This window comes from Paenibacillus sp. TAF43_2 (assembly GCF_052113545.1).
GTDB lineage: Bacteria > Bacillota > Bacilli > Paenibacillales > Paenibacillaceae > Pristimantibacillus.
Genome location: NZ_JBFRDK010000045.1, coordinates 1 through 26,443, shown reverse-complemented (window position 1 = coordinate 26,443; position 26,443 = coordinate 1). Strand labels below are relative to the sequence as shown.

Here is a 26,443-nt window from a genome sequence, read left to right as displayed (position 1 = left end):
GGACCGCAGCAATTGTTGATGTATATCGGTCAGCGAAGATCAGGCAGCAGAGCAGGATCAAGCGTGTGAAATTCGTACCCATTTTGCAAATAGGTCTCATAATACACTTTGCCGTTTCGATAATACATCAAATCTTCTAAATGAAAGCCGCCCATAATATTCAACTTTTCTACACCGCTGCTGCGCTTCTCATGTACACACCCCAGCTTGTAAATGCGTGAAGATTCGTCAACGCCAAGTGCATATCGGATAAACTCACTCTCGCGATCTCCGAACAAATACTTTTCCTCATAACGATGCTCATGTGTATAGTCGAGAAGACGAATATGAACGACTGCATGCTCTTCCAGAGTCCGGTATAATCGGTTGAATAGCTCGTCCCTTGATAAAGCTTTACGATTGCTGTATGCAACGGATACATTTGCACGCAGCAGCAGCTCCTCCTCGAAGGTCTGTGCAAAAGGCTCTGCTGTCAAAATGTACTTTCGGCAAATCTCCATTAATCGCTCCAGAAACGCGGAATCTCCCTGCTGCAGGAGCTCCGTCATATTGCCGAGAAACCGTTCCTCAAAAAATATGAATGCGCCGCGTTTCTCTTCAATATCCTTCATGACAGCCGCAGTCACTCGCTCATAATACTCGAAGATGTTCTGTCCGATATAATCATCCGCTGAACGGATACTGTGCTGAGCCGCCGCATTCAGCGTTTCCTCTAGCAGCGCCATCTGTTCTACGCGAATACGGTATTTCTCATGAAGACGCTCCAAGTCAGCAGCAAATTTGCGGTACAAAGCAAGCTCAGTCTCAAGTCGTAAAAGCTGCCATTCCAGCCGGTACACCGCATCAAAAAAAGCGCGTATAAAGGATCGAACATTTTGCTTGTCCATAAATGGAAGACGCTGAAATTTCAAATCATCCACACGTTGTTCGCGGATTCGACCCAGCTCATCCTGAGCAATATCAATCTCTCTGACCAAATCGCGCATTCGAGCGCGAACAGCTGTCATGACGCTGTCAGCCTCATTTTTCTCGTCTGTCCATTTGGCAACCTGGAAGAAGCTAAACAATGGCTGATCTTTCATATTACGGTTTACAATGGCTCGCAGCTCATCTGAAGCCTTCACATAATCTAAGTTCACCTCAGCTGAACTAGTGAAATGCTTACGGAAGAAGGTGGTGCAGCCATCTCCGAACAAGGCTTCCTCTGCCTCGCGCAGCGACATGCGCCGCAGTTGATCATAACGAATGTTGTTCGTCAGAAGACCCGACATATCGATGAGACTGTCCTCGCTTGGCATCAGATCGAGCATTCTAGTGTCCATCGCAGCTGCATCCAGCCCGAAGAAGGACAGCTTTTCCTTGCTGCTCTGCAGGTCAGCAATTTCCAGCCGCTCTTTTATTTGTTTAAAGAAATGATAGAGGACGGTTAACGCAATCGAATGATTCGGTCGTTTCACCTTGGACAAGCCCGCTGACACGAACCCCTGTCTTCCGGATTCCGTCATGAGACTGTTTTTGAAAGAAGAGTTGTTGTAGCTTACGTCACTCGATTGTACCTGTGTTTCCTTTCTCCTCCTGTTTTTCAACAGCAAAATATTGCAAATGATTTCATAGTTATCCTGCATCCCGTTAAGCGTTGTAATTCCCCGCTCATTGCGATCAGATAATACATAAACAAGATCAAATAATGGCGATGCCTTGTGTGTGACCGGAATAGATAATCCATCACCCGTCACCTGAAGCCTCGCCGAAAAAGAATAATCCGGCCGCTGCATTCCATCCAGCTCGCGCAGGAAGCTGATTCCCGCTGCGCTTGCCAAACCAAACGTCTCTGATTGCTCACGTTCATTAATTAAAGCGTATAAATCCATTTGAACGGATTTAAACAGCTGCAAAAAAATCGATTGAGCAAGCAGCGATATTTCTGGAACAAGCACGTTTAAGGGATCATCAACCCTTGTAATGACAGCAAGATGAAGGCGATCGAAAGATGCGTACAATCGGCCGTAATCAGCAATTGTATCGCTAACCTGACGCAGCGCCCGGTTGAGATCCGCTAGATGGCGCCCTTCCTTATGAAATGCGGTGCCTATATCTTTGCGTTTAGTGCGATTATCCGTTTTGCCATCTACAACATCCGTAAGCGCTACCCTCGTCACCTTCGGGACAGATCGATTACGATTTGCCCCATGGTAAGACGATGCTTTATAACCTGCACTTCCAGAGGCAGCATTTGCTTCACTCGACGAGACATGGAAATAAATAACGCCGGCATTGTTGTCCCATTTCAGTTCATTGGATTGAATCATAGGTTCAATCGCATGTCCTGCCTCATCTCCGATATATAGAAATACGGTTGGATAGTGAATGCTGCTTTGATCATCCTCAAGGCCGCTAAGCTTCTGCTCAGCAGCCGAATAGTCGCTTGCATATAAATCCAACAATTCTCTCATCGTTATTTCAACTTTCTACGAATATCGTTAAGTTTAGTAGACATTTCCCGGTAGAACCGGTGCATTTCCTCTCCATTTGCCAGCTCAACCTTCTCGTATTCGAGACGCTCGCGTGCATCAAGGAATGTGCCGAACAGCTCCTCCAGCTTGGCTAACAGCTTTGAAGTATCCTCCGTTGCAGTCAGCTCCGTGACTCTGCGCTCCGCTTTGCGTCTAAGAACGCTGCGGTTTTTCTCATCCAGCTGACGGAAGCTCTCAAACACCTCAAACTCGACATAGCTGCTGCTTTTCATTAAATTGGCGAAAGGCGGCCATGCTTCTTCCTCTGGCTCGCGATCATAAACATACAGGGCACCTTTCTTGCAAATGGTCTCTGTGTATAGCGCCTCGATAAACTGATCCAGCAATTTCTCATCATCTTGGTGCTGCATAAGCAGCTGCTCAAGCTCGACTAATTTTACAGAGATGGATTCATACTTCGCCAATTCCTCACGAACCCGTCTTAGCTGCTCCGGCGAACGAATGAGATTTTCTTGTGCAAGCTCCTCTGTAAAGCTGCCGAAAATATCCTTTGTCGATTCAAGCTCCAGCCCCTCGGATAAAAGGCGCTTCAGCTCATTTACTGCTCGCTTAACTTCACCTAAATTCGGCTTCGCGCTATCAAGCTGCATATTGAACGGTTTTAACGCATCCGACAACTGGAATGGCTTCGTGAAGCGAACGGAGTAACGGCTGCTCGTGTTATTGTCTATGCCCTTCTCTTCAATAATACGGAAGCTCTCGGCTTTGACAAACTCAGCACGAACCCTCGCATTATAGCTTCTCACACGTGGGTTGACGTATGTGTCGCCCCATGATTTCTCTGGAATCGGCGAAGGCAAATAGGTCCAGTTGACACGATCAGTCTGCACCAAATGACGGCCGATGCCTTCCTTATCGAGAATCGTCCGTTCATAGCTTTCTTCATAAACCTTCAGCGGCGTATAAACAAACAAAGGCACACCATTTCTCGTATTCAGCCAAAAAATCCGGTTTTTCACTTCACTTTCCTTTATCGTAAAGTGGGATTTGCCTATCGAGTTATTTTGATAGTTCCTAATCCCTCTCAAAATGCTCGGCGCCTGCACAGGCACGGACACAAACCCCCATGAAGGGACATGCAAATTGCCTGAGCTGTTGCTGAGATGGAATACGGGCACAGCTTCCTCATCAAGCTTGCTAGCGATATGACGCTCAACAAACTTCTCAATCGATTCATCGTTCCCGTATTTCATAACTAGGAATTCTTCCATTGATTTCGTAATTAAATCGCCGAATTTATTCGTCAAAAACTCTGAAATCGAGCTGACGATATCTATTTCCTGCTCTTTTACCCAAAGATTCGAATGGTCTAGAAGCTCCTGCGTAAAGTCGCGGATCAGATCATCGCCGTCCTTCTTATCCATTAAACGGCTGATAACGTCGGAGATGTCTGGAACGCCTACGATATTCCAATAATAAGTTTTGTTTCCTTTATGATCCGCTTGTTCCTCACCGCTTGTCAGGATTTCACCATTTTTGGCAAAGATCGAGTTAAGCACATTCAAAATTTCAGTAAATACGTTATAAATGCGGTTATTCTCGTTGTTCAGCAGCTGGTGGAGATCCTCATAAAATTCAATCAGTTGCTCCATTCGCTCAACGTCAGCAAGCAGCCAGTACTCATTTATTTTTGCTTCGATATAGTTGTTTTTCTTCTTATCCTTGGATACGAACGCGCTCTTCGCATCGCCCATACGCTCATTGGCTTGCTCTCTAGCTGCTTCGATCTCTTTAGGAAGACGTGACAGCCCCTCACGAAGCGTCTCAATATAAGAGAGYAGCATCTTCAGCAAGCAGAAGCCTTTCTCGGTATGCAGGAGACGGGATACATAAAATGGCCCTTGCTCTGGATGGAGAAATGTACGACGAATTTGATCGGTAAATTGTCCAACAATTTCGCCTGGCAGCTGTTTTTTGGCCTTAATATATTCCTCGCGCGCACGAGCCAAAAAGTTTTGCTCCAGCTCCGTATCCATGTTCACGGCTTGCATTTTCACCACGTTATTGTAGCTGAGGCGCTCGCTGTTCTCGAAGCCTGGCAGCGGCTCAGGAACTCGTGAGTCAAAGGTTTTCATCATCGTTTCGAGATCAATGCCAAGCTTGCGGGCAAATTTCTCTACATCGTCCTGACTTGGCGCCTTTTCAAACATCTTGTCCATTTTGTTGAAAAGCCGGTAAGCCAAATAAGTCGTCATTTCCTCGATTGGCAGTACCGCCGAAGAAGCTCCGATAATGTTGTAATCGTAGTTAGCCGGGTACATTTTGTTCATTTGAGCAATATTGGTCCGAATGTTGCTAATATAATCGTGAATAGCGAATTCCTCGCCGGATTGTTTTTCCTCGCTGGAAATAAAGTTCGTAATATTCTCGGCCGTTACATTCATGCAATAATCATAAGCATTTTCAAGCAGCTTGCCCTCAGCGTTTGTAGCCGAGATGAGATGGCATAAATTAAACGGTGGGAGCGGCGAATTAACGTTTAGTATATTGCCATATTGCTGCGTAAACCGTTCACCACGGCTATCCACATTCATCCAATAGTCCAGTTCCTTCAGTGCAGCATAGCCATTTTTCTTAATGTACTCACGCGTATGGTCGCTCAAGCTTTTGCTTGCAAGGTTAATATCTGGCGTAAACAAATAACCAAGCGTATTAACGCGGTCAATGCCGGCTGATCCATGATCACGCTCTATAATTCCTCGAACGATATATGAGATATCGAGGAAGCAGCCGCTTCCTGTTCCGCCAGACAAGCCGGTTAGCAGAAACACCATCAGCTTTTTGTTCGTCCCGACGGATAACGTCTTAATTTTTTTGTCGATGCTTTGCACCACTTGATTGATCTTCGTAAACAGCAGAAGCCGACCTGCTTGACGAACGCCAGCTGCACCATTCATGCCATCAGTTATGCTCAGCTCTGGCGACAGCCAGTCCGTGATGTACGGCTCCAAAATGCTGCGATTTTGCAGTAGTCCTCCAACCTCGGCATTAGATAGCAGCACAAATTCATTAATAGGATCAAGACCGATCCCTTTATACTTTTTATTGCGATCCTGTTCATTCGTTTCAAAAGCAAGAAATTCAACATTATCAGGCTTCTCGCGTTTTCTTTTGGAAACGGGGTCCTCAGGAAGCTTAAAGCGGCGATTGATCTGGTATTTTAGGCGCAGAAGCGCATCAATACCGGTACCGCCAAGTCCAATGATCAGAATGGGATTATCGATGGTGTCTACCCGAATTTTCTCGCTGACAATACCTCCGCCAAGCGAAACGTCAAGCTGCTGTATGTGTTCTCTTACGATCGGTTTCATTTTTCATTACCTCCAGGGCTCTATTTATACGAGATATTCAATGAATATCGTTTTGTCTATTTGTTTCAATGAAACCGTAATGCGGTCTCCGCTTTTCATTTCGAGTGCACGCGTCGCATCCACTGCTCGTCCGGATTTCTCAATCGTGCAGGAGGAACCATTTTGCAGAACGATACGATCATTGCTTCCCGGCTTGAAAATGACCTTGTCGGTTTCCTTCAGCTCAGGCGCTAGCTGCAACAGCTGGTGAAGCTGCAATTTGCCTTTGAAGGCTGTCAGCTTCTTGTACTGCGGCGACGTTTTGTCACCTGTATTCTCATCTCGAATTTCAATGACGAGTTGGCCAACAAACCCACGGTTCGCTTGTTTCAGCACTCTTAATATAAAGTAAGCTGCTGCGAGCAATGCCGCTAGACCTATAACGCCAATTACAACAGGTACAACCGGGAACGGCTTCTCTTCTTTATCTGGCTCAGGCTTTGGCGTCTGCCCCGTTGTCCCCGCCTTTGCCGAAATTTTAACCGCATCGGTCTCTCGGAAAAAGCTTTTCTCTTTGGCCTTCACTATAATCTCATAGTCATGCTTATCAGGTATTTTGTAGGAGCCTGCAAAATGGTCGCCAGCATTCTCCATCGGTATTTCCTCGGTTTTGCCCGTGTCTAAGTCTTTAACGAGTAAAACCGCGCTCATGTTGCTGTACTGGGAGGTGTCTTCCAGTTTTTTTCCGCCGCTTACGAGATAAGAATTGATCGTCACCTTGTCGCCCTTGGAATAGGTCGTAGAGGCTAGTGGATCCATAGCAAGACTTAAGTCATAGTTGAAAATAAGATTAATGTCGATTTTCTCGCGATTCACGCCTTTGATTTGAAGTGTCCAATCGCCTTCCGACGGCTTTAACAGCTTCAGCAAGGAATAGCTCTTCGAGCTCGATAGCAAGACGCCATCCGAAGGAATAGGAATAGCGTTGCCAGATGGATCTACGAGCTTCGCCTCAACCGGCTTGCTCGACATAATCGAAATATTTGCTTCTAGTACATTCGAGTTGGGAACTGAAATTTTCACATCCTGATAGCTGCCGTTTGCCGTCAAAGAATCAACCGGTACGACGTTCAGCTCCAGATGGCTGGCAAAAATTTCACTCAAAATTCGCGGCAAATCGTCAGCCGAATCGGTCGCGAATGATTTCCCGCCGGTCACTTCCGATAGCTTAGCAAGCGCAGATTCATTGAGTTTCCCATTTGCATTTAGGCCAATCGTATAAATCGGAACGCCTTTATCATTCGCTTCTTTAAGCGCCTTGTCCATGTCCGCGTCGGACTGCGCCTGCGTTCTGCCGGATGCCTTATTAAAATCGTTATTGCCGTCAGCTAGCAAAATAATCATCGGCTCGTGATCTTGGTCGGCACCATCGTCCAAAATCTGCACCGCTTCCTTTACTCCGACAGAAACATCGGTATAAGCCCCGCGATTTAACTGGTCGATGAAGCTCTTCAGCTTCTCTTTATCCGAAGCAGACTGGATTTCCAGCAGTGCCTTCTCGCGTTGAATTTCATCGGTATAAGCCACAATGCCAACGCGGTCGCCTTGTGTCGGCAGCATATCAATGAACATCTTCATGGCTTCATTTCCAATTTCCCCTGGATCGCTTGTGCTCATTGAATTGCTGACATCCAGCACAAGTACTGCATCAATTTGCGAGTCGCCTTGCGCTGCATGCGCGGTTTGTAAGCTGCTGAACGGCAGCAGCAAAATAGCAGAAACCATAATTAGCTGACATGATAAACGTTTTAATCTATTCATTTTGCTGTACTCCTTTGTAATGGGACAAACGGTTCTTCTTCGCTAGTCCAATAGTCACTGTTAGTCACTGCTACCAGTATGATGATATACTACAAAATAAGTATACCTGATAGATTTTGTTAAATCACTTTTATTGTAAGAAAGGAATAGGATATGGTTACCTACGTTTGTCTTGGACTATTGTTTCTTTTTGTCATCATCAAAGCAATGAGCTATCGTGCACAGCGGAGACGGGCGCCTTCTCCAGAACAGCTGAGCAAGCTTGTCCTTTCCATACTAAAAAGCAGCGGGCAGCGTGATCGCGAATGATGAAGAAGCTGCCGGTACTACTTAACCCTTATATTAAAACACGCTATCCTTATAATAAACTTAAAATTTGCCGAAGATGCAACCACTTTACAGTACTAGGTGATGCGCAGTGCCCCGTGTGCGGCAAATTTGCCCTGAAAAATGTTGAAGCTCAGGCAGCCTATAAGCTGAAGCTTAAGATGTGGAAAGAGCGGTTTTTTGCATTGTTTATTATCATTGTCGGATTTGCAATGAGCGAATCAGCAATGCATTCCACTTTGATTGTTGCTGGAGGAATGCTGCTAGTCGCTCTATTATGGACGTTGCAGAAGCGGTCGACCCCTGCACTTTTGCTCCTGCAGCTGCAAAAAATATTTCAAAAAGAGGCATATACCCTCTCTGCAGGTCTAGTAAATGACCGAGAAACAGCTATTCAAGTGTTCCATAGCGGCGATAAACCGCTTGCGTTTGAAATGCTGCGTGAAATTGGCGCGCTCGTCCATACCGACCAGCTTCGACTGGAGCAAATTTTGCTGCTTCAATCCTTTGTTTTGCGCAAGGATATGGATCTGATGCTGGACCCCTTGTTAATGGACCATTTTAATCCCGATCTCGTTGAATATATTGGCGAGCTTGCCAAAATCAGAAGAGATTTGCTGAAAGAAAATACATTCCGTTATGTACTGCTTCATGAGGCGCAGATTTTGAAAATGGAGCATGGCGAGAGCATTCTCGTTGGTGTTGCCGGTGCGGCAGTTAGGATGAAGCGATACATCACGCTCTATCCCTATTTGCTGATGCGCTATGCACGAAAGCTTCCTAAAGACCGTTTCTTGCGGCTTTATCAAATGCTTCAAAGCAGTCCGCACGCAGGAGCCAGCCCTTTATATCAAGAAGTAATGGAAATCTATAATGAACGTTACAAATGGGACGAGGATTTCAAGCGTACGAGCAAGGAAACAGACCTGTAAGCAGATCGAAACGAAATGATCAAATTAGAGAAATAATGAATAAAGGCAAACAGTCACTTTAACAAAAGTGATCGTTTGCCTTTTTTATGTGAATGAATGATTAGAGTCTTTAGGCAAAAATCAAAGCTTGTTCTCAGCTATGCTCAGACACTGTTTTCTTTAAAGGAATAACCATACTCCAAGTGTTCCCTTCAAAATCCCAAGGCTACAGCAAAGCCATATTCCTTCCATGATCATTCTCCTCGTCGATTAATGAGTCGATTTCGAATATTGCAGGGTGAATCTATCCACGTTTACCCATTGGCACAGGATCAGGCTGTTTAACAAATTTCAGCGCCAGCGCTACGAAGAGGAGCTCTGCCGTCATGCCGATCGATTGTGCCCATGCCCCAATCGTCCCGTTCCATTCTGGCGCGAGCCCAATGCCGATTAGAAGTGTGATGAAGGTAAAGCTGAGATTGGCAATTTGAGAACCAAAGATCAGCTTCGTTTGCCCTCTCACAAACACGAGTCCATTCATGACATCGAGCCAAGGCATAACGAGCGCGAACAACACAAAGGCTTGCAGCACTCGTATGCTCTCAGCTTGCAGCCGTCCATGAACGCCGATCACATGCTCTAGTAAAAATACACCTGCGGGTGTATATGCTATCAATCCCATTAATATAGCAGGAATAAAACCTAGCATTAAAATAAACTTTTGGACAGCTAAAGGATCGACACGATAAAAGTTAATCACAATTTGATGAAAATAACTGAAAAAGCTGCTGAGAAGCATAACTAGACTAGCCGCAATAGCAAACGATGAAATGGCTAGCTGCGCATCCCATGTTTTCCCCAGCATCGCATTAATCGCCGGTCCGATCCATACGGATATAAACGAGGATAACAGTAAGGGCCGGTAAAAAGAAAATACATGATGCTTGTTTTCAACAGGGTGATTGTCCAGCTTTTCGGGCATTTTGCGCACCAGTAAACGTCCTTCTGAATAGCTGACAGCCGCTTCGATTATCATGCCGAATAAGAAAATAATCGCTCCAACAACCCCGCTGGTAACGCCTGTATGTATAAAATAAAGCGAGAGCGCATACATTCCTGCCAATCTAATCGCCATGCCAATGGTTAACCATTTCGTCCGCAGATTGTAAATAATGACCCCATGGTAGAGACAACGAATGCCAGAGAACAAGCTTACGAACATCAGTACCTTGTACACACGAATAACATCATGGACATTGTCTTCACTTACCCCGAACACTCCCTTGAAAATAAGCGTTCCAACCGGGGTATAGCTGATTATAAAACCTAATAGCATAATGCTGGCAAACACAAGCTGTGCCACGGTAAGCGTCGATTTAAACGAGCGTTTGTCGCGAACGAGTGTGGAGCAGGTTTGCCGCAGCAGCACGGCTGGCCTCTCTGTAATAGCAAGCAAGCTCATCGCAAYGGCATAGCTGGCTATGATGCTCTCAGGGTTAGCCGCTCGGCTTAAGGTACTGTTGATAATGACATGTGAAATCGTAACTAAGCTTGCCGAAATGCCTAACGGGAGAAAGAAAGACCAAAGCTTTTTCATACTCACTGCTTGCTTCTGTGGCTCTGATAATGATAGGTTCATAGCTGCTTCTCCTTGCCATATCGTAAAAAAGTGTAGGCGTCCTCCTCCCGGAAAAGATACCGAGAAGCAGCCGCCGAACGTATTTGAACTTTCAAACGTCTCAAGAGCAGATTCCGTTATCGTCATCGAATCATGTTTGATTCATGTGAAACGCACTTTTTAAGTATAACTGGTATTTCTTCCCGATTCACCTTCTTTTTTGGTTAAAAGAAGCAATCATGAGAACTTTTATGAATTCCAGCTCTCTGAAAAATGAAGGTTTATTAATATTTTTGGAGAAAACCGAAAAAAAGCTGAATTCGGCAGCTTCACCGAAAAACAGCTTTTCCCCTATCATTATAACCATTCACTAAACAGCATAAGAGCCAATCCTTGCCCATATAAAGTAGTTATGAGTTCAATGTCATTGTATGCCTGAATCGTTGGCATGACTGGCGTACCGCCAGATATGCTAAGCACCTGACCATTATCATACGTGTGATCTATCAGTGCTTCCGTACTGCGAATGGCATAAGGACGCAAGCTCTCATCCAGCAAGCCTTGATTGATTCCTCGAATGATCCCACAAGCTATACCTGCGCTGCCTGATGCTTCAAAATAAAAGCTGCTTTGATCCATAACGGTATGCCATAGTCCGTTTGCAGCTTGGTATTTGACTAATCCCTCTATGAGGCGTTGATAGCTTTGAACGATATCCGCAGGAATCTCGGCCCATCCTTCCAATTCACTCAAGATTTCAGGAACGCCAACAGCAACCCAAGCATTGGCGCGAGTCCACCTTGCTGCTGACATGTGATTTCCTTCGGCACAATTCCAGCCATGAAATAATACGCCTGTATCCTGATCCTGTAAAAGCCTAAGATGGAGCCTCGTCTGATTGAGCGCCTCTTCCGCATAAGCCGTATTGCGCGTTTGCTTAGCAAGGCGAGCGAGAAATAATACAGCCATAAATATCGTATCTGCCCACACCTGCTCAGGAAATGCAGCTTTTTCGGTAACGGTATGCTCAAAAGCTCCTTCCCTTGTACGCGGAGCCTCAACCAGCATCCAATTTCCGATCTGCTTCGCAGCATCCAAGTAATATGGATCGCCAGTATACCGATAAAGCGCAGGATAAATTGCGTATGGAGCCATGCCATTAATGACCTTGACATGCTCTGACTTATCTCGATGAGCTCGAGTCCAGTTTATTAAATATTCCATTATCTTTGGATCATTTGTCCGCTCATAATAACGCAAGATAGAGATAACACCAACACCTGGAACCCAGTCCCAATGTCCAATGTCCATCCCCCACTCTAGCGAGGAATCATTCGTCATATACTCGTAGATGAGCTCTGCTTTTATTTTTATCATTTTTAAATTCAATGGTGATCCACTCATTCTATTTCTCTCCTCTTCCACTGCTTCTTTCTTGCTATAACATTAGAAAGTTATTGTTTGTAAGCTTTGTTTATCCGTAAAGGCTGCATTCGGCCAAGTTAAATTGAACTTCATATTATTGTCTTCAACAATAATATTGCTTAATGTTTTCTTACTGGCATTTACATAAGAAGGCGTGACGGTGAAGCCCTCCGTACTGCCGCTTGGACCATATTTCATCACCATTACGACCCAGTCTCCATTTAAATAGGATACATTCGAAACGCTGTCGATCAGATTCACATTCAATCTGTCGGTATTTTTTATATTGCCCCATGTAAAGTTTGCTTTGCTTTTTAAATCCGGGTTTTCGCGCAGTTTTTCAATCGTTTTGTAATAATTCCCCGGCACATTGAACGCGAAATTAGCAGTATCTGTATTGTTTTCCATGCTCAGATTCGGCCAGCCTTTCAAACTCAACCCATCCATTACTAATTCCGTTCCTTGGATAGAGCCGCTGTTTTGTGACAAATCGAGCGTTTGTGTTCCATTTGATACATTCATAATGCGTTTGGTGCTGGACATGTACGGCATGCCCACCAAATGGTTTAATGCTTTAAATGATACATTGGCATTAAACTTTACAGCCATGATGTTATAAAGCGAATCGCCATTGGTAATCCAATATTCATAACGTGTATTAGATAACGCTGAATTTGTTTTTTCTACTTTGCGTACCTGATAATTTGCAGTGCTGGCATATGCATTTTTACCTGATGCGGAGTTAACAAGAAAATTCCATGCGTTGTTTGTGTCCTTGTAGTACAGTCCTTCTCCCCGGCTTCCCGCTGCAACGGCTTCAGTAAATGCTGTCCCTTGAACGGAAATGGCTTGAGGCGTAGCCAAATTTGTTCCTGATTGATTAAAATAAACAGAAACGTTATTTTTGCTGAGACTGAATTCTGTATTATGGCTTGGTTTGCTGCCGTTCCAGCTCTTGAAATGATGGTGCATTTCAATATTGGAATGGGCCCTATGACCAATAACCTCAGTCGTGTAGTTATCATCCTCGAAATTCACTTTAACCGCGAGCAGCCTGCCAAGATCATAACCTGTCTCATGGCTGAACACATTGTTGCCGTAATAAGTGACATTGCCTTCATCGCCATCGGATTCATCATGTCTTGAGCCATAGTAGAGCCAGCCGTTCTCCGAAAGACGCTCATCAATGTAGGCTGCCATTTCAACACCATCTAAATAGAAATTGGAGGACTTATCATCAACGAGTGAATAAAGATCAGATAAAAAAGATAGTGCATAAAAACCGTAATGCGGATCGAATTTTTCTTTTTCATCAAAAATCATATGTCCGTTCACAAGGATACGATCATTTCTTACGCCGCCAAATGCCCCGCCATTACCCGGATTGGACATCGGATTATTTGTACCATCCACACCCGAATTGTAATAAGCGATAACCTCCGCCTGCAGTGTTGAATCTGCTAATGCTATGCCTAAAGTTAGCCCGCCAACCACAGCGCCAATCGCTTGGTTATCTGCATTTTGCGGATTATATACAGATACCCTCGTCAGCCATCTCCAAAGTGATCTTGCAATCGCCTCAAGCTTTGTTTTTTGTTCATTCGTAATGAGCTGTGGTTGCCCGATTTCGGCGCCATATTTAAGAATTTGGCCAATCGAGTTGAGTGCCCATGCCGTTGTCGGGTAATCCCCGATTGCATCGCCTTCACCATCAATATAAAAACGGTTGTAGTACTCGCCACTGTTTACTATATTTAAATAGGTTTTATCCGGGTTATCGATCGTATACGTTCTTTTATTAATATAGAAATCAATCGCTTTCTGAGCAGCCTTCTGAACATCCGCATCAGCTTTGCCATTCTGATTCCACCAATAGGTTAAAAGTGCAGCACCGCCAATCGTATTGTCGGTCATATCTCCACCTTGCCTTGGTGTAATTAGCTCTGCATCGTCAAACCACACCGTCCCGCTGGAATACCATGACCCTAAATTAACTTCAATCTTGGCAGTACCTGTTGGTACACTGAAAACGGTGCTAATTTCTTTCCAAGAGGTGGACGGCGGAGCATCCTCATATACGGATGGACCTGCATTTGTGTTATCTGCCTTCAAAAAATTAATACGAAGCATGACACCATAATTGGTCTGAGCAGAATCTGAGACAAATGCATCTGAAGTCTTGTATTTCGCTTTAAAAACCCGTCCATCGCCCTCTCGATATGTTCCCGTATATTGCTGATACCAATAAGCTCTGCCTGTTGAACTTGTCGAGCTAATGCCGATGCTCGCATTTGTGCCAGTCGTATCATATATTTTCATCGGCTTTGCGCTGCCTTCCGGCGCAGTGTATTTCCATCCATCCGGTTCACTGCCATTTGCCGTTGACTCAAAGCTTGCATTGCTGAGCACATTCGCATATTCCACTTGCAATTCATCGAACCAGACTGTCCCCGTCCCATTGTAAAGATAAAGTGAAATTTCCACATGATCCTCGGCAACCGATGCTGGAACAGTAAACTGACCAGCAAGCCGCGCCCAGTCATTTGTTCCTGTACTTCCTTGTACAAATACCTCTGGTGCTATATCCGCGTTATTCGCATCCTTGAATCGTATACCGATACCGACACCCATATCTGAGGAAGTGAGCTGATCCGTTTTGTACCAAGTAGAAATATTAAACGTTTTCTGCGATAGATTAACATCTTGTGCCCATGCTGCCTTAGAAGCCGTATTTGCTGTAATTTTGGCGCTTTTTGTACCTAGCTTTGCAACGGTAGAATCAATGGAAAAACTAGCATTTCCGCTATCAGAAACGAGTCGCCACGGCACAGCATAATTATTATTTGTGTCGATCATTGCTTTCTCAAAACCCGTTTCCTTCGGGCCCTCTTTATTCGCAACAATCTTACGGTTCATGAGCCGCGCAGCATCAAAATAAACCGTGCCTGCTGCATGAGACAGCTTAAGCTCAATATTGACATGGTCTATATTCACAGCATTCGCCGGAATCTCTACATCTCCCTTAAGCTCCGTCCATGCCTCAGCATCATCTTCTCCATTAAAATATACACTCTCTGCAACGGACTGATTTGAGGCATCAAGGAATGATATTTTCGCTGTGACTTTAGCGTCCTCTTGCATCGTATTCATTTTGTAATAGACGCTAAAATAATAGTTTTGGCCTGGCAGTACTCCTGCTAGGCTTGTTTTCCATGCCCCTTCATCTGCTGCCGAGCTAGCTTTAATTTGTACAAACCGCTTTCCAGCTAAAGCGGCTGCTAAGTTATCTTTAATGTAAGTAAGCTCTGGAAATCCGGCAAGCGTTGATGCCGTCCAATTAGTCGGCAAACTTTCGCCAGACTCAAAATTCCAGTTTCGTACAATATTAGTATTATGAGGAAAATCTTCGAAGTTTCCGTCTGGCTGTTGACCAGCAAGCAGCTTATCCTTTTGCGTTGTAAGATTATTCATAACACTTTGCTGGGTTGGATAAATTTCCTTAATGGGTATTTTTCCATGTGTGTAATCTGTTGCAGCATAGCTATTCCCTTGAATGATTAAACTCAATATCACAACAAAACAAACCATCTTCTGTAAAGTCTTTTTCGGTCGCAGCATCATACCAGCCTCCAACTTGAGATAGATTTGACAGCGCTTTCGCATTACGGTTATAGGATGAGTTATTTTTAATTTCATATCTTTGCATTCGCTGGGTTGGTATTAAAAAGCAGGTTGACAACAACCTGCTTTTTGATTCATTATTTCGCGATTTTGGAAGCATTCTTCTCATATTCGCTTGCTTTTTTAACAATTTCCTCGAACGTTTTTTCTGGTGTACTTTTTCCAAAGGACAACAAATCAACGATGCTTCCATAATCCTTTTGGAAGTTGCCCCAGCCAATGGCCCCAGGATTAAACGGCTGTGCATTTGGAGCCGTTTTATTTATGAGATCCACTTGTGCTTTATCAATTGGAGTGAACTTAGACTCCATTGCTGCCAACACTTTTTTCGAAACGGGAATACCTCTTGTTGTTCCAAGAATTTCAGCTACTTCTGCATCATTGATAAACCAATCAATAAACTTTTTACTCTCTTCCACGTATTTGGAATCAGCGCTAACACTCCAGAACATCGATGGCTTCAAATAACCGCTGCCTTTTGGACTTGTTACCAATCCCGCTTCATCCATATTATTAGCTAAACCTGGAAATTCAGAGGCAAAGGTACGACGAATGAGTGATTTGCCATTGATAACGATGTCTTGAGCAGGATCACCAATTTTATCAGTTGCCCATTGATCCGGCGGCAGGATAACACCTGATTTAATCAACTCAATGTGCTTGTTTGCCCATTCCAGCCAAGTATCTTTATCAATATTGAACTTGCCTTCTTGTGTTACCGAGTAACCCTTGCCTTTACTCAATTGGTACATATCATAACTAAAAAGATCGTTTAAAGAATTGTATAATGCATATTTATCTGCTCCGAGCTTAGCTTTCGCATCGATGCCGAATTGGAAATAATCATCCCAAATCCAGCCATCACTTGGCCCTTTAATTCCTAGGCTGTCAACGATCGCTTTGTTATAGCCCATCCCCATTGCGTTGTTGCCGAGCGGAATTGCAAATTGCTTGCCTGTATAATTCCCAGAATCTAGAAGTGTTTTATCCACATCGTCCAAATTGATGCCTTGGCTTAAATCTGCTAATTGACTGCGCCCAGCATATTCAGCTAGGTATGCAGCATCCATTTGGATAATATCAGCCGCGTTGCGTGCAGCCGCTTGCGTGGAAAGCTTTTGGAAATAACCGTCAAAACCTGAAAACTCCGGCTCAAACTGAATGTTCGGATGTTTCTCCGTATACAAGTCCAATGCTTTTTGTGTGGCTTCATGCCTCGTTTGAGAACCCCACCAAACAATTCGTAAAGTAATCGGCTTATCTGTGCCCTTTACTTCAGAACCTTCCGATTGGTTTGGTTTATTTTCACCTGCTGCCCCGCAAGCAGTTAGTGAAACGAGCGAAGCAACCAGCACAGCGCCTGTAAGCGTTTTGAACCATTTCTTTTTCATCGATAACCCTCTTCTCTTCTATGAGTTAATATTGCTTGTTCTCAAAGTAAGTATAGAGCGATTACATTTGAACGAGTATATAACAAATGAATCATTCTAGTTAAATATCGCACACATCGTGGGCGGCTGAATCTCTCTCTTTAATCAAATCACTCGGATTTTTACCTGTGTGCTTCTTGAAAACAGTGCTGAAATAAGAAGGAATAGAGTACCCCACCTGTTCGGCTACTTCATAGATCATCCATTTCCCTTGCAGAAGCAGAAACTCCGCCTTTTCCATCCTTACTCGGATCAAGTAGTTCATAAAAGTCTCGCCGGTCGTTTTTTTGAAAATTTTATTTAAATAGTTCCGCGAAATAAAAATTTTATTAGCCAGTGTTTCAAGTGTAATATCCTCCGCATAATGCTCATGAATATATTGAATCATAAATTCAACCGCTTCCTTATGGCGCGGGTTCTCGTTCATCGTCCGATTGCTGTATAACTGCTCCAGCTTACCAAGCAGCCAAGCTTCCAATTGATCAAATCGACTGATGTTGTCCATCTCCTGCTGGATATCAATCATTTGATACATGTCTTGTATCGAGGCATCTACATCGTTCATCGCATACCCCATGACAGCCCACAGCTGCATTCCCAAGTTGCGAGCATAAGAGTAATCCAGAGCGACATTTTCAAATTGAATGAAAAAGTCCTTAATCGTTTGACGAGCTTGATCCATCTGCATATATCGCAAGGAATCGGTCAGCATTCGGAAAAACTTCACCGGTCCTGTCTCTAAATGCTCAAGATTCATACTGCCTTCCCTGCATGCTGCCTTCATCTGATTATAAAACCGAACGCTGTTTGAGAGACTCTGCTCGGTTGCCAGCACTTGAAAGGCTTCTTCTGTAGATATGGAAATTTCCTTCCATAATAATTTTGAACTGCCTACGCCGATATTCACTTGAAGATTCAAGTAGGTATCCATACAACGGATCATTTCAAGCCCGATTGCCGTAATCTGCTCGATTAAAGCATTCTCTGATAATTCTTTTGAGCCGTKAAGAACAATCATCATATGGCTGCTCTGGATTTCAATTAATTGGGAATCTGGCCAATGCTCCGCCAAAAGCTCATTCATAATGTTTCCGATCCCAAACCGAAATAAATGCCAATCCTGCATGCTGACATCTCTGATTCTGGAGGTTCGCAGCAGCTCAACCGCCATTACGATATGCCTTTGCTCGTCCCACTTTTCAAATGCTACAGGAATTTGCGAGTAAATAACCGGGTCAGTGGAGCCTGAGATGAGTGCTTTCAGCCATTGTTTCTCAACAAATGGTTCATACATAGACATTTTATTTGAAAGCAATGCCAGCTCTTGGCTGTTTTCAAACTGTTCGTTTAATTCCTCCAAAGCTCTGCCAAGCACCTTCTTCAAATCATCCAGCGTGATTGGCTTGCTCAAGTAATCGGATACATTCAATCGCAGCGCTTTGCGCGCATATTCAAAATCAGAATAGCCGCTGAGCACAATATATTTTGCTTCATTCCCTTCTGAACGCAATCTCTCAATCATTTCCAGTCCATTTAATTGCGGCATATAAATATCAGTAAGAACGATATCCGGCTTCTCTCGGGCAATAAGCTCATACCCGTCTAGTCCATTCTCCGCCTCTCCTACCCATTCAATTCCAAGCTTTCCCCAATCAAGCGCCTTCTTAAAACCTTGTAAAATATGAAAATCATCATCTATGACAACCATTCTCCACATCATTCTGTCCCCCTGTCATGACTTGCTCTCTAGAATAGGCAATTGAATATCAACCTGTGTTCCGCCATCTTTCACGTCTTGCATTTCAACTCCATAGGATTCCCCGTATAATGAAGCAATTCTCTCTTTTACATTTTTGACTCCATAGCCGCCAGAGGTTCTGGAAACACGTTGATTCCAGCCCTGTTGGAGACCGCGGCCGTTATCGACAATTCGAATTCGAATATGCTGCTCTTCTCGATGCAGGCTGATCCGAATAATGCCGTGCCTTCTTCCATTAAAACCATGAATAATAGAATTTTCGAGGAATGGCTGCAGCGTCAGCTTCGGTACATAATAATCAGTGCACTCCTCATCAATATCGAATTCGACCTGCAGATGGTCACCCCATCGAATTTGTTGAATAGACAAATAGCTCTCTGTATACAAAATCTCTTCCGATATACGAATCAAGCTCTCTCCATTAGAGAGACCAATCCGAAACATTCTCCCTAGCAAAGAAATTGCTTTACTAATATCAGACTGTTCCGCTTGAATCGCCATCCAATTGATTTGATCAAGCGTATTATAAAGAAAATGCGGATTAATCATCGCTTGAAGCGCTTTCACTTCAACTTCTTGACGCAACCTATATTGGTCCTCTAACGACGAGTAGAGCTCCACAATTCGTTCTTGAAGATTCGTATATCCTTGAAACAGTGAGCCAAACTCATTGCTGTAGTCAGAAGGCAGTTGAACTGCTGACTTTTCGAGCGAGAATCGATTCATTCTAGTAATTAATAAACGCAGCGGCTTTGTAAAGCCTCTGGACATAAACAATGCAAAAATTATCGCAACCATTAATGCAATACATCCGATGTAGAGCGATACCTGCACACTTTTTACGCTGCTTTCTGTCACTTGATCCCAAGGTGTAAGCTCAATAATAGACCAGCCGGATTTATCGAACTTGGACCATACCATCAACTGATCCTGATCGTTCTGAAATGGAATGCGCTGATATCCACTTTGACCTTTCATTTTTTTAATTAACTGCTTATAATGGTTCGCATAAAAGGACTCGCTACGACTCCCAATCGATGTAATGAGCCTACCTTGATCATCAATTAATAGCCGGCTGACATCCTCCGATTCGCTAGTCATTGTTTCCTGTATACCGGATACACTTGCATTCAGCATAATGACGCCATAAAACTGTCCGGAATCCGTTACGATCTTTTTCATAAAGCTAATCATTCTCGTCTTATTCTTCAAATAGGTTTGAACAGGATGCTCTGACACCCATGCTTGCGGTTTGCTGCTGAGCAGCGGATACCATGGTTCTTTCTCCAAAAGCTCGAGATCGAAAATTTGTACCGGACTATAAATATCCGTTATCAGCTTCGGCTCTTCAATATATAAATAAATCGATTTAATAAAGGACGAGGTATATACGCTATTGGAGAAAGTGCTTTTCATATCTTGGAATCGAAGAACATCCGACTGTTGGGAAAATAAAAACTGCTGCAAGTCATTATTCACCGCCGCGGTCGAAGCCATTTGCTCGATAAAGTTAATTTGATTGTTTATCTCGTCCCCCATCCGATTAAGCAGCTTTTGCTGATAAAAGGATACGCTTTGCACAGAATCCCGTGTCGTAATGCTAGAATTAAGCCAAGTCATAACCGAGACTAAAATGAAAATAAGCAAAGCAAAGCCGCCAAAGAGCAGCCAATCGATACCGAACTTTTTAAATGGATTTTTCATCCAGACGCGCCTCCTACATGAACAAAAAAGCTACAGAATCTGTAGCTTTTTAATATTAACCTTTGATGGCACCAGCAGCAATGCCCTCGACAAATTGTTTCTGCACCGCAAAGAAAAATACAGTGGAAGGCACAATAGAGACGAGCGACATCGCGAGCAGCTGCCCCCATGATCCTTCACCAGACTGCGTATCTACAAACAGCTTAATTGCGAGCCCGACCGTATAATGGCGTACGGAATTAATATAAATCAAATGGCCGAAGAAATCGTCCCAATTCCATAAGAAGCAATAAAGTGCTGTCGTAACCAAGGCAGGCCGTATAAGCGGAAGCATAATTCTTAAGTAAATGCCGATCCAGCTGCATCCATCTATTTTGGCAGACTCATCAAGCTCTCTCGGTATTCCTCTCATAAACTGAACGAGCAAATATACGAAGAATGAACCCCCAACACCTCCGGCTAATAAATGGGGAATTATGAATGGCCAATACGTATTGATCATGTTCATGGAATGAAACATCGTATACTGCGGTATGAGCGTTACTTGACCAGGCAGCATCATCGTTACGAGAAGAATACCAAGCCATACCTTGCGCAAAGGAAAATCCAATCGAGCTAGTGCAAACGCCGTAATGCTGCAAGAAACGAGAGACAAAACGATTAGGATCAGTACCAATGAAAATGTGTTGAAGTAGAAATGGCTAAATGTAAACTTGGGGATTGCACTCCAACCATCGATGAAGTTCTCCAAAACAATCTTTTTCGGAAACAGCCCTGGCAGCGTCATTTCACTGTCTGGCTTCAATGATGCTCCAAGCCACCACAAAACAGGATAAATCATCAAAACGGAGAAGAGCAGGATGCCGATATGTCTAATTGATATTTTTGAGGTCATTTCTGTTTCCTCCCTGTTTCTGATTCATAAAATACCCAATATCTAGATGATGCAAAAATGAGTGCCGTTGCGGCTCCTATGACAATAAGCAATATCCAAGCGAGAGCCGAGGCATATCCCATTTGCAGCTGATCAAATGCTCGCTCGTATAGATACAATGCATACATATAAGTTGAATTAGCCGGCCCGCCTTTCGTTATAATGAAGGCTTGTGTAAACATTTGAAACGACTGAATCGTTGCAAGGACTAAATTGAACAATAAAATCGGTGACAGCATTGGAAGTGTGATAGAGAAGAACTGCCTAAACTTCGTTGCTCCGTCTACAGATGAAGCCTCATAGAGATCGGTCGGAATTTGTTTCAATCCAGCCAAAAAGATTATCATCGTTGATCCAAATTGCCATACCGCCAATATAATCAAAGTCCAAAGCGCAGAATCCGGATCGCCAATCCAAGATTTTCCTGAGATGTTGAAATAGCTTAAGAAATGATTAATAAAGCCATCCTGTCCAAATATTTGCCTCCATAGGATAGATACTGCAATACTTGTGCCTATGAGCGAGGGAAAATAAATAAGCGTCCGATAATACGACATGCCTTTAATTTCTTTGCGAAGCAGCATGGCGACTAACAGGGCAAAGATTAACTTCAACGGCACAGAAAACACGACGAATTGAAGCGTCACCTTCAGCGATTGTAGAAATTTATCATCCTCAAGCACGATTTGTTTGTAATTATCCATTCCCACATTTGTCGGTTCATCAAGCAATGAGAAATCCGTGAAGGAATAGTAGAGCGATGACCCCATTGGCCATAATATAAATACAAACAAGCCAATTAACCAAGGAGCCATAAATAAATAGCCAATATACGGTGTTTCCCATCTTTTTATTTTCTTTCCTGATTTCATCTGTACATTAGGTATGTGGAGCTCACTTGTCTTCATACCGTACACCTCCCTGTTGCTTCAAGTATAGGGAATGGGAGAGTTCGTTTGTATACTACTAAAGAGCAATAAAGTTTAAATATCGACCACATTTCAATAWATAAAAAAAAGCATGCTGTGGGAGCAGCATGCTTTGCTTACTTGTTAGATCTCCGTTATTTTCCTCAACATCCGAAACACATGCGCAATTGGTGCAGGTCCCTTCATGGCAGCTTCAGGCAGATGCACGGAAATCCCTTCTTTCTCATGTGTCCAGTTCAGCTTTCCTTGCATTCCGAGCAGCTCAATCGACTCCAGCAAGCCTTCATAAGGAATAAAGACCATCTCTGAAACTACGGTATCAGCTGATGGATAGTGGTTGGCACAATAAACATTATCTCCTTTTTGCGTAAAAGCTTGACTGCCTGTATAGTAAGGCGCGCAAATGCGAGTACCATAAATCGCTTCTCCGTTCACCTTCAGCCAAGCGCCAAGTTCCTTCATGCGCTGGATAGCTCCTTCGGGAAGCCTGCCATCAGGCTGCGGAGCTACATTTAACGCAAGATTGCCGCCCTTAGCTACAACCTCAAGCAAAATCTTCACAATTTGGCGCGTCGGTTTGTATTTATCTTCATATCGGAAAGAGAAGGACGTCCCCATCGTAATGCAGCTCTCCCAAGGGATGTTCATCGCCTCGGTCGGAATGGTCTGCTCAGGGGTAACATAGTTTTCATACGGTCCGCCTACCGTGCGATCTGCTGAGAGCAGCCATGGCTGCTGCTCCCTTGCCTTCTCCACAATCTCGCCAAGGCGAATGTCCTGACCGCTCCGAAGCGGCTTTACCCAGCCGGCGTCAAGCCATAGCACATCTATTCGACCATACTGCGTCAATAACTCCGTAATCTGCTCGTGGGTAAACGCGACAAACTTGTTCCACAGCTCTGGATGCTCCTGCGGGTCGTAAGTAGGCCCACGCCGCGTATTGGTAAGGCTGCGTTCCATATCCGGAGCCCAGTAATAAGGCGTATGCCAATCTGCTTTCGAGAAATAGGCGGCGATAGACAATCCTCTCGCGCGGAATGCATCAAATACATGACGGCAAATATCGGCATATTTATGCGTATGAAACGGTGTCTGTTCATCAGTGATGCGATAATCCGTCGTTTTTGTGTCCCACATGCAATATCCATCATGATGCTTCGTCGTAAAAACGAGGTATTTGAAGCCTCCTTCCTCCGCTAGATCTGCCCATACGTCTGGCTGAAAGCGAATTGGATTAAACGTCTTATTTAAATCAAAATATTGCTGCTTGAATGTTTCGCCATCCTTCTCCCAGTCAATGCCTTCACGCGACCAATCCTGATCCTCGTCGCTTAGCGCCCAAGACTCTACTACTCCTAGCTGGGAATAAGGTCCCCAGTGCATCATAAGTGCGAGCTTCTGATCCTTAAACCATTCCAATCGCTCAAGCGTAACTGGATTATCAGGCCGTATCCAATCACGCTCGCTGCTAAAATTATGCACACCTTCATGAAGCTCTTGCTCTTCTGTTTCTTCTAGCACGTTATCACTGGATAGTTCGCTCATTGCTGCAAAGCCTCCTCCATTCGGTTACTAAGAATTGCCCAATGCATTTTGATAAATTTCAATGTATTTGCCAAGCTGCAAGCCGTCAAAGCCTTTTACATAAGCATCCCATTCCTTGCTGATGTCTTTGGAGCCCGTAATAAACTGTGCCATATTGGATTTGGTATAATCAATAATCGTTGTTTTGAGCTGAGCAGCGATTTCCGCATCATCCTGCGCAATGAATACGCCGTTTGGATACATTTCTTTGGAATGGAATGATTCATATTTTTTCGATTCCGTATTCAAACGTGTTCCGTATCCACCGTCTGCTAGCGGGTCCTGAATAGCCATCCAAGAGGAACGGTATGCATAGGTACGAAGTGAAGGGCCAATTTGCTCCCAGCCATCGTTATGCGTTTGCTTGCTCTCCCGTTGAATATAAGCATACTTAGCCTGCTTGCCATCAATATCTAATTCGCCGTCCTCTGCCTTGCGCCAGCCTTGACCTTCAGGGCCATTCTCTTGCAGCACAATTGCTTCCTCCGTGTACAAATAATCGGCAAGTCTGATCGCAGCGATCTGCTGATCTGCGGTCGCCTTATTCGTAATTGCAAATTGCGATTTGCTAATGCCTGCGAAATTAAGCGTCTGCTGTACGCCACTTGGTCCTTTCAGCGGAGGCAGCGTCACATAATCCTTGTGCCTAGGCTGTGTTTCCGACATATTATAGCCATAGCTTATCAGCGCGGTTGTCACAGCTCCCATAATGTTATCCGGCTCGCGGTTCGCCAGCTGTTGAATCGCATCCGCATTTTGCGTGAAGGCTGCCGGGTCGATCAACCCTTCCTTGTACAGCTTGTTCAAGTATTCAAGCCCTTGCTTCCATTCATCCTTGTTAGCTACAAAGTCGACTTTGTTATCTTTAACTGATAAGAAGGTACCAGCATTTTTCTCGGTATAATCATCTACTATAAACGCATTCATCAAGAAAGCGGACACGTTGCCAGCCCACATTTCATCGGACCCTGTAAGCGGAAGCTCATCCTTCTTTCCGTTTCCGTTCGGATCTTGTTCCTTAAATGCCTTCATGACCTGATAGAACTCCTCCGTTGTTGTAGGCAGCTGGAGCCCAAGCTTGTCAAGCCAAGCCTTGTTGATCCAAAGCTTCAAAGCATTATCGCAGTGGTAGCATTCATTGATTTGCGGCAGCGCATAGATGTTTCCATCTGGAGCTGTAATTGACGACTTCATATATGGAATATCTGCTAGAGCTTTTTTTATATTAGGAGCGTACTTATCGATTAATTCATTCAAAGGAAGGAATACGCCTTGTTTCCCATACTTCATTTGCTCTTCTCTTGTCAGATTAGCTTGCAAAATGACTTCCGGATAATCACCGCTTGCGAGCATCRGCTGTTTGCGGTCCTCAAGCGCATTGCTTGGAACGAGATCCCATGCAATCTTAATGTTCGTTTTTTCCTCCAAAAACTTCGTGTACGTATTCGTCTCCATGTTCTCGATCGTAGGAAGCTGAGGAGCAAACATCTTAAGCGTCATCTGCTTATTCACAATGGGATACGTACCTACAGCTGTAAAAAGATCCTCTTGCACAGCATTTGTTTCTTTTTGCCTTGTTTCCTCTGTTTTGCCATTGCCGGATTTCCCCGTATCCTTGCTGCAAGCAGCTAGAACAATAACACAACTAAGTACGACACACATTAAGATTGCACTGGATTTTTTCCATCCTTTTCTCATAAAACCGACTCCTCCTTGTGATATCCTAGTCACTCCTAGCAGCATGCTGTAACGTTTGTTATTGAATGATTGCCTCGGCCCCAAAGGCAACCCATCCCCCCTCCAAAAGAATCCTCCTACTCACCCCTTCAAGGAACCGATCATGACGCCTTTCACAAAATATTTCTGAACAAAAGGATAGATGATGAGTACAGGTCCGCTTGCAACAACAATCAATGAATATTTCAATAAATCCTTTAGTCCCTGCTGAGCAAGCATCTGATTCGCATTGGAGATCATCGACGCATCCACCGTATTTAAAATTAGAATATTACGCAATACGATTTGCAGGGGAAACAATTCCTGGGATCGCAGAAATATGAGTGCATCAAAATACGCATTCCAATGTCCTACCGCATACATCAGCATCATAACGGCTAAGATTGGCTTCGAGAGCGGGAGTACGATGCTGAAAATAAACCGAATGTCGCTGCAGCCATCGAGGTCCGCCGCCTCGGACAGCTCCTCAGGAATACTGGTCTGGAAGAAGGTTCGTGCTATGATGACTTGAAATACGGCAAGAGCTCCCGGCAAAATCATAGCCCATCTTGTATCCAGCAGATGCAGTTGTTTGACGACCAAATAATACGGAATCAGCCCGCCCTCAAACATCATCGTGATAACAAGAAGAACCATGAAAAAATTTCTTCCATAGAACGTTTTCCTCGCTAACGGATAAGCAAGCATGACCGTCAGAATAACATTAATGATCGTCCCGACTGCCGTATAGAACAATGAATTCATAAATCCAGTGCCGAT

At 44.1% G+C, this 26,443-nt stretch carries 16 protein-coding genes; 2 read left to right on the top strand and 14 right to left on the bottom strand.

Translation table 11 applies throughout. The features are described 5' to 3' along the window. Positions 1 to 29 precede the first annotated feature (29 nt). Genes AB4Z17_RS12685 through AB4Z17_RS12675 form a run of 3 tightly spaced genes read right to left on the bottom strand, consistent with a single transcriptional unit; the run spans position 30 to position 7,645 of the window. Complete coding sequence (locus AB4Z17_RS12685; RefSeq protein WP_441960057.1) at positions 30 to 2,453, bottom strand: transcription initiation factor TFIID; 2,424 nt, start codon at positions 2,451 to 2,453, stop codon at positions 30 to 32. Positions 2,454 to 2,455: 2 nt separating this feature from the next. Further along, entirely contained in the window at positions 2,456 to 5,845 is a 3,390-nt protein-coding gene (locus AB4Z17_RS12680) for a tubulin-like doman-containing protein (protein ID WP_441911538.1), read from the bottom strand. A 24-nt stretch (positions 5,846 to 5,869) separates the two neighbouring features. After that, complete coding sequence (locus tag AB4Z17_RS12675) at positions 5,870 to 7,645, bottom strand: vWA domain-containing protein (RefSeq protein ID WP_441960056.1); 1,776 nt, start codon at positions 7,643 to 7,645, stop codon at positions 5,870 to 5,872. 153 nt (positions 7,646 to 7,798) lie between these two features. Between AB4Z17_RS12675 and AB4Z17_RS12670 the strand changes: the two genes are divergently transcribed. Continuing rightward, the gene (locus tag AB4Z17_RS12670; protein ID WP_179089849.1) at positions 7,799 to 7,954 is read left to right on the top strand and encodes a hypothetical protein; all 156 of its coding nucleotides are present in this window, start codon (positions 7,799 to 7,801) and stop codon (positions 7,952 to 7,954) included. Beyond that, positions 7,951 to 8,904 carry a hypothetical protein gene (locus tag AB4Z17_RS12665; RefSeq protein ID WP_441960055.1) on the top strand — a complete coding sequence of 318 codons (954 nt, stop codon included), beginning with the start codon at positions 7,951 to 7,953 and terminating at the stop codon, positions 8,902 to 8,904. Before AB4Z17_RS12670 ends, AB4Z17_RS12665 begins: the two co-directional genes overlap by 4 nt. A 283-nt stretch (positions 8,905 to 9,187) precedes the next feature. On the opposite strand, the gene AB4Z17_RS12660 is transcribed toward AB4Z17_RS12665, so the two are convergent. The 11 genes from AB4Z17_RS12660 to AB4Z17_RS12610 all read right to left on the bottom strand — a co-directional run. Next, a complete protein-coding gene (locus AB4Z17_RS12660; RefSeq protein ID WP_441960053.1) occupies positions 9,188 to 10,648 on the bottom strand; it encodes a multi antimicrobial extrusion protein MatE in 1,461 nt (486 codons plus the stop codon). A gap of 210 nt (positions 10,649 to 10,858) precedes the next feature. Then, the gene (locus tag AB4Z17_RS12655; protein WP_441960052.1) at positions 10,859 to 11,905 is read right to left on the bottom strand and encodes a glycoside hydrolase family 88/105 protein; all 1,047 of its coding nucleotides are present in this window, start codon (positions 11,903 to 11,905) and stop codon (positions 10,859 to 10,861) included. Positions 11,906 to 11,947: 42 nt separating this feature from the next. Further along, positions 11,948 to 15,547 (bottom strand): hypothetical protein, encoded by a 3,600-nt coding sequence (locus AB4Z17_RS12650; protein ID WP_441960050.1) that lies wholly within the window; start codon positions 15,545 to 15,547, stop codon positions 11,948 to 11,950. Between the two features lie 137 nt (positions 15,548 to 15,684). Further along, on the bottom strand, positions 15,685 to 16,998 hold the full coding sequence (locus AB4Z17_RS12645) for an ABC transporter substrate-binding protein (RefSeq protein WP_441960049.1): 1,314 nt from the start codon (positions 16,996 to 16,998) through the stop codon (positions 15,685 to 15,687). Positions 16,999 to 17,098: 100 nt separating this feature from the next. Beyond that, positions 17,099 to 18,757, bottom strand: a complete 1,659-nt coding sequence (locus AB4Z17_RS12640) for a response regulator transcription factor (RefSeq protein WP_441960047.1) — start codon at positions 18,755 to 18,757, stop codon at positions 17,099 to 17,101. Positions 18,758 to 18,769: 12 nt separating this feature from the next. Then, positions 18,770 to 20,500, bottom strand: coding sequence for a cache domain-containing sensor histidine kinase (locus AB4Z17_RS12635; RefSeq protein ID WP_441960045.1), 1,731 nt, complete (start codon positions 20,498 to 20,500; stop codon positions 18,770 to 18,772). A gap of 55 nt (positions 20,501 to 20,555) precedes the next feature. After that, a complete protein-coding gene (locus tag AB4Z17_RS12630) occupies positions 20,556 to 21,395 on the bottom strand; it encodes a carbohydrate ABC transporter permease (protein WP_441960043.1) in 840 nt (279 codons plus the stop codon). Beyond that, positions 21,392 to 22,342, bottom strand: coding sequence for a carbohydrate ABC transporter permease (locus AB4Z17_RS12625; protein ID WP_441960041.1), 951 nt, complete (start codon positions 22,340 to 22,342; stop codon positions 21,392 to 21,394). Before AB4Z17_RS12625 ends, AB4Z17_RS12630 begins: the two co-directional genes overlap by 4 nt. A 144-nt stretch (positions 22,343 to 22,486) precedes the next feature. Continuing rightward, on the bottom strand, positions 22,487 to 23,908 hold the full coding sequence (locus tag AB4Z17_RS12620; protein ID WP_441960039.1) for an alpha-L-fucosidase: 1,422 nt from the start codon (positions 23,906 to 23,908) through the stop codon (positions 22,487 to 22,489). A gap of 27 nt (positions 23,909 to 23,935) precedes the next feature. Continuing rightward, a complete protein-coding gene (locus AB4Z17_RS12615; protein WP_441960037.1) occupies positions 23,936 to 25,645 on the bottom strand; it encodes an ABC transporter substrate-binding protein in 1,710 nt (569 codons plus the stop codon). 120 nt (positions 25,646 to 25,765) lie between these two features. Then, the coding region (locus AB4Z17_RS12610; protein WP_441960036.1) for a carbohydrate ABC transporter permease at positions 25,766 to 26,443 on the bottom strand (678 nt) is incomplete at its 5' end.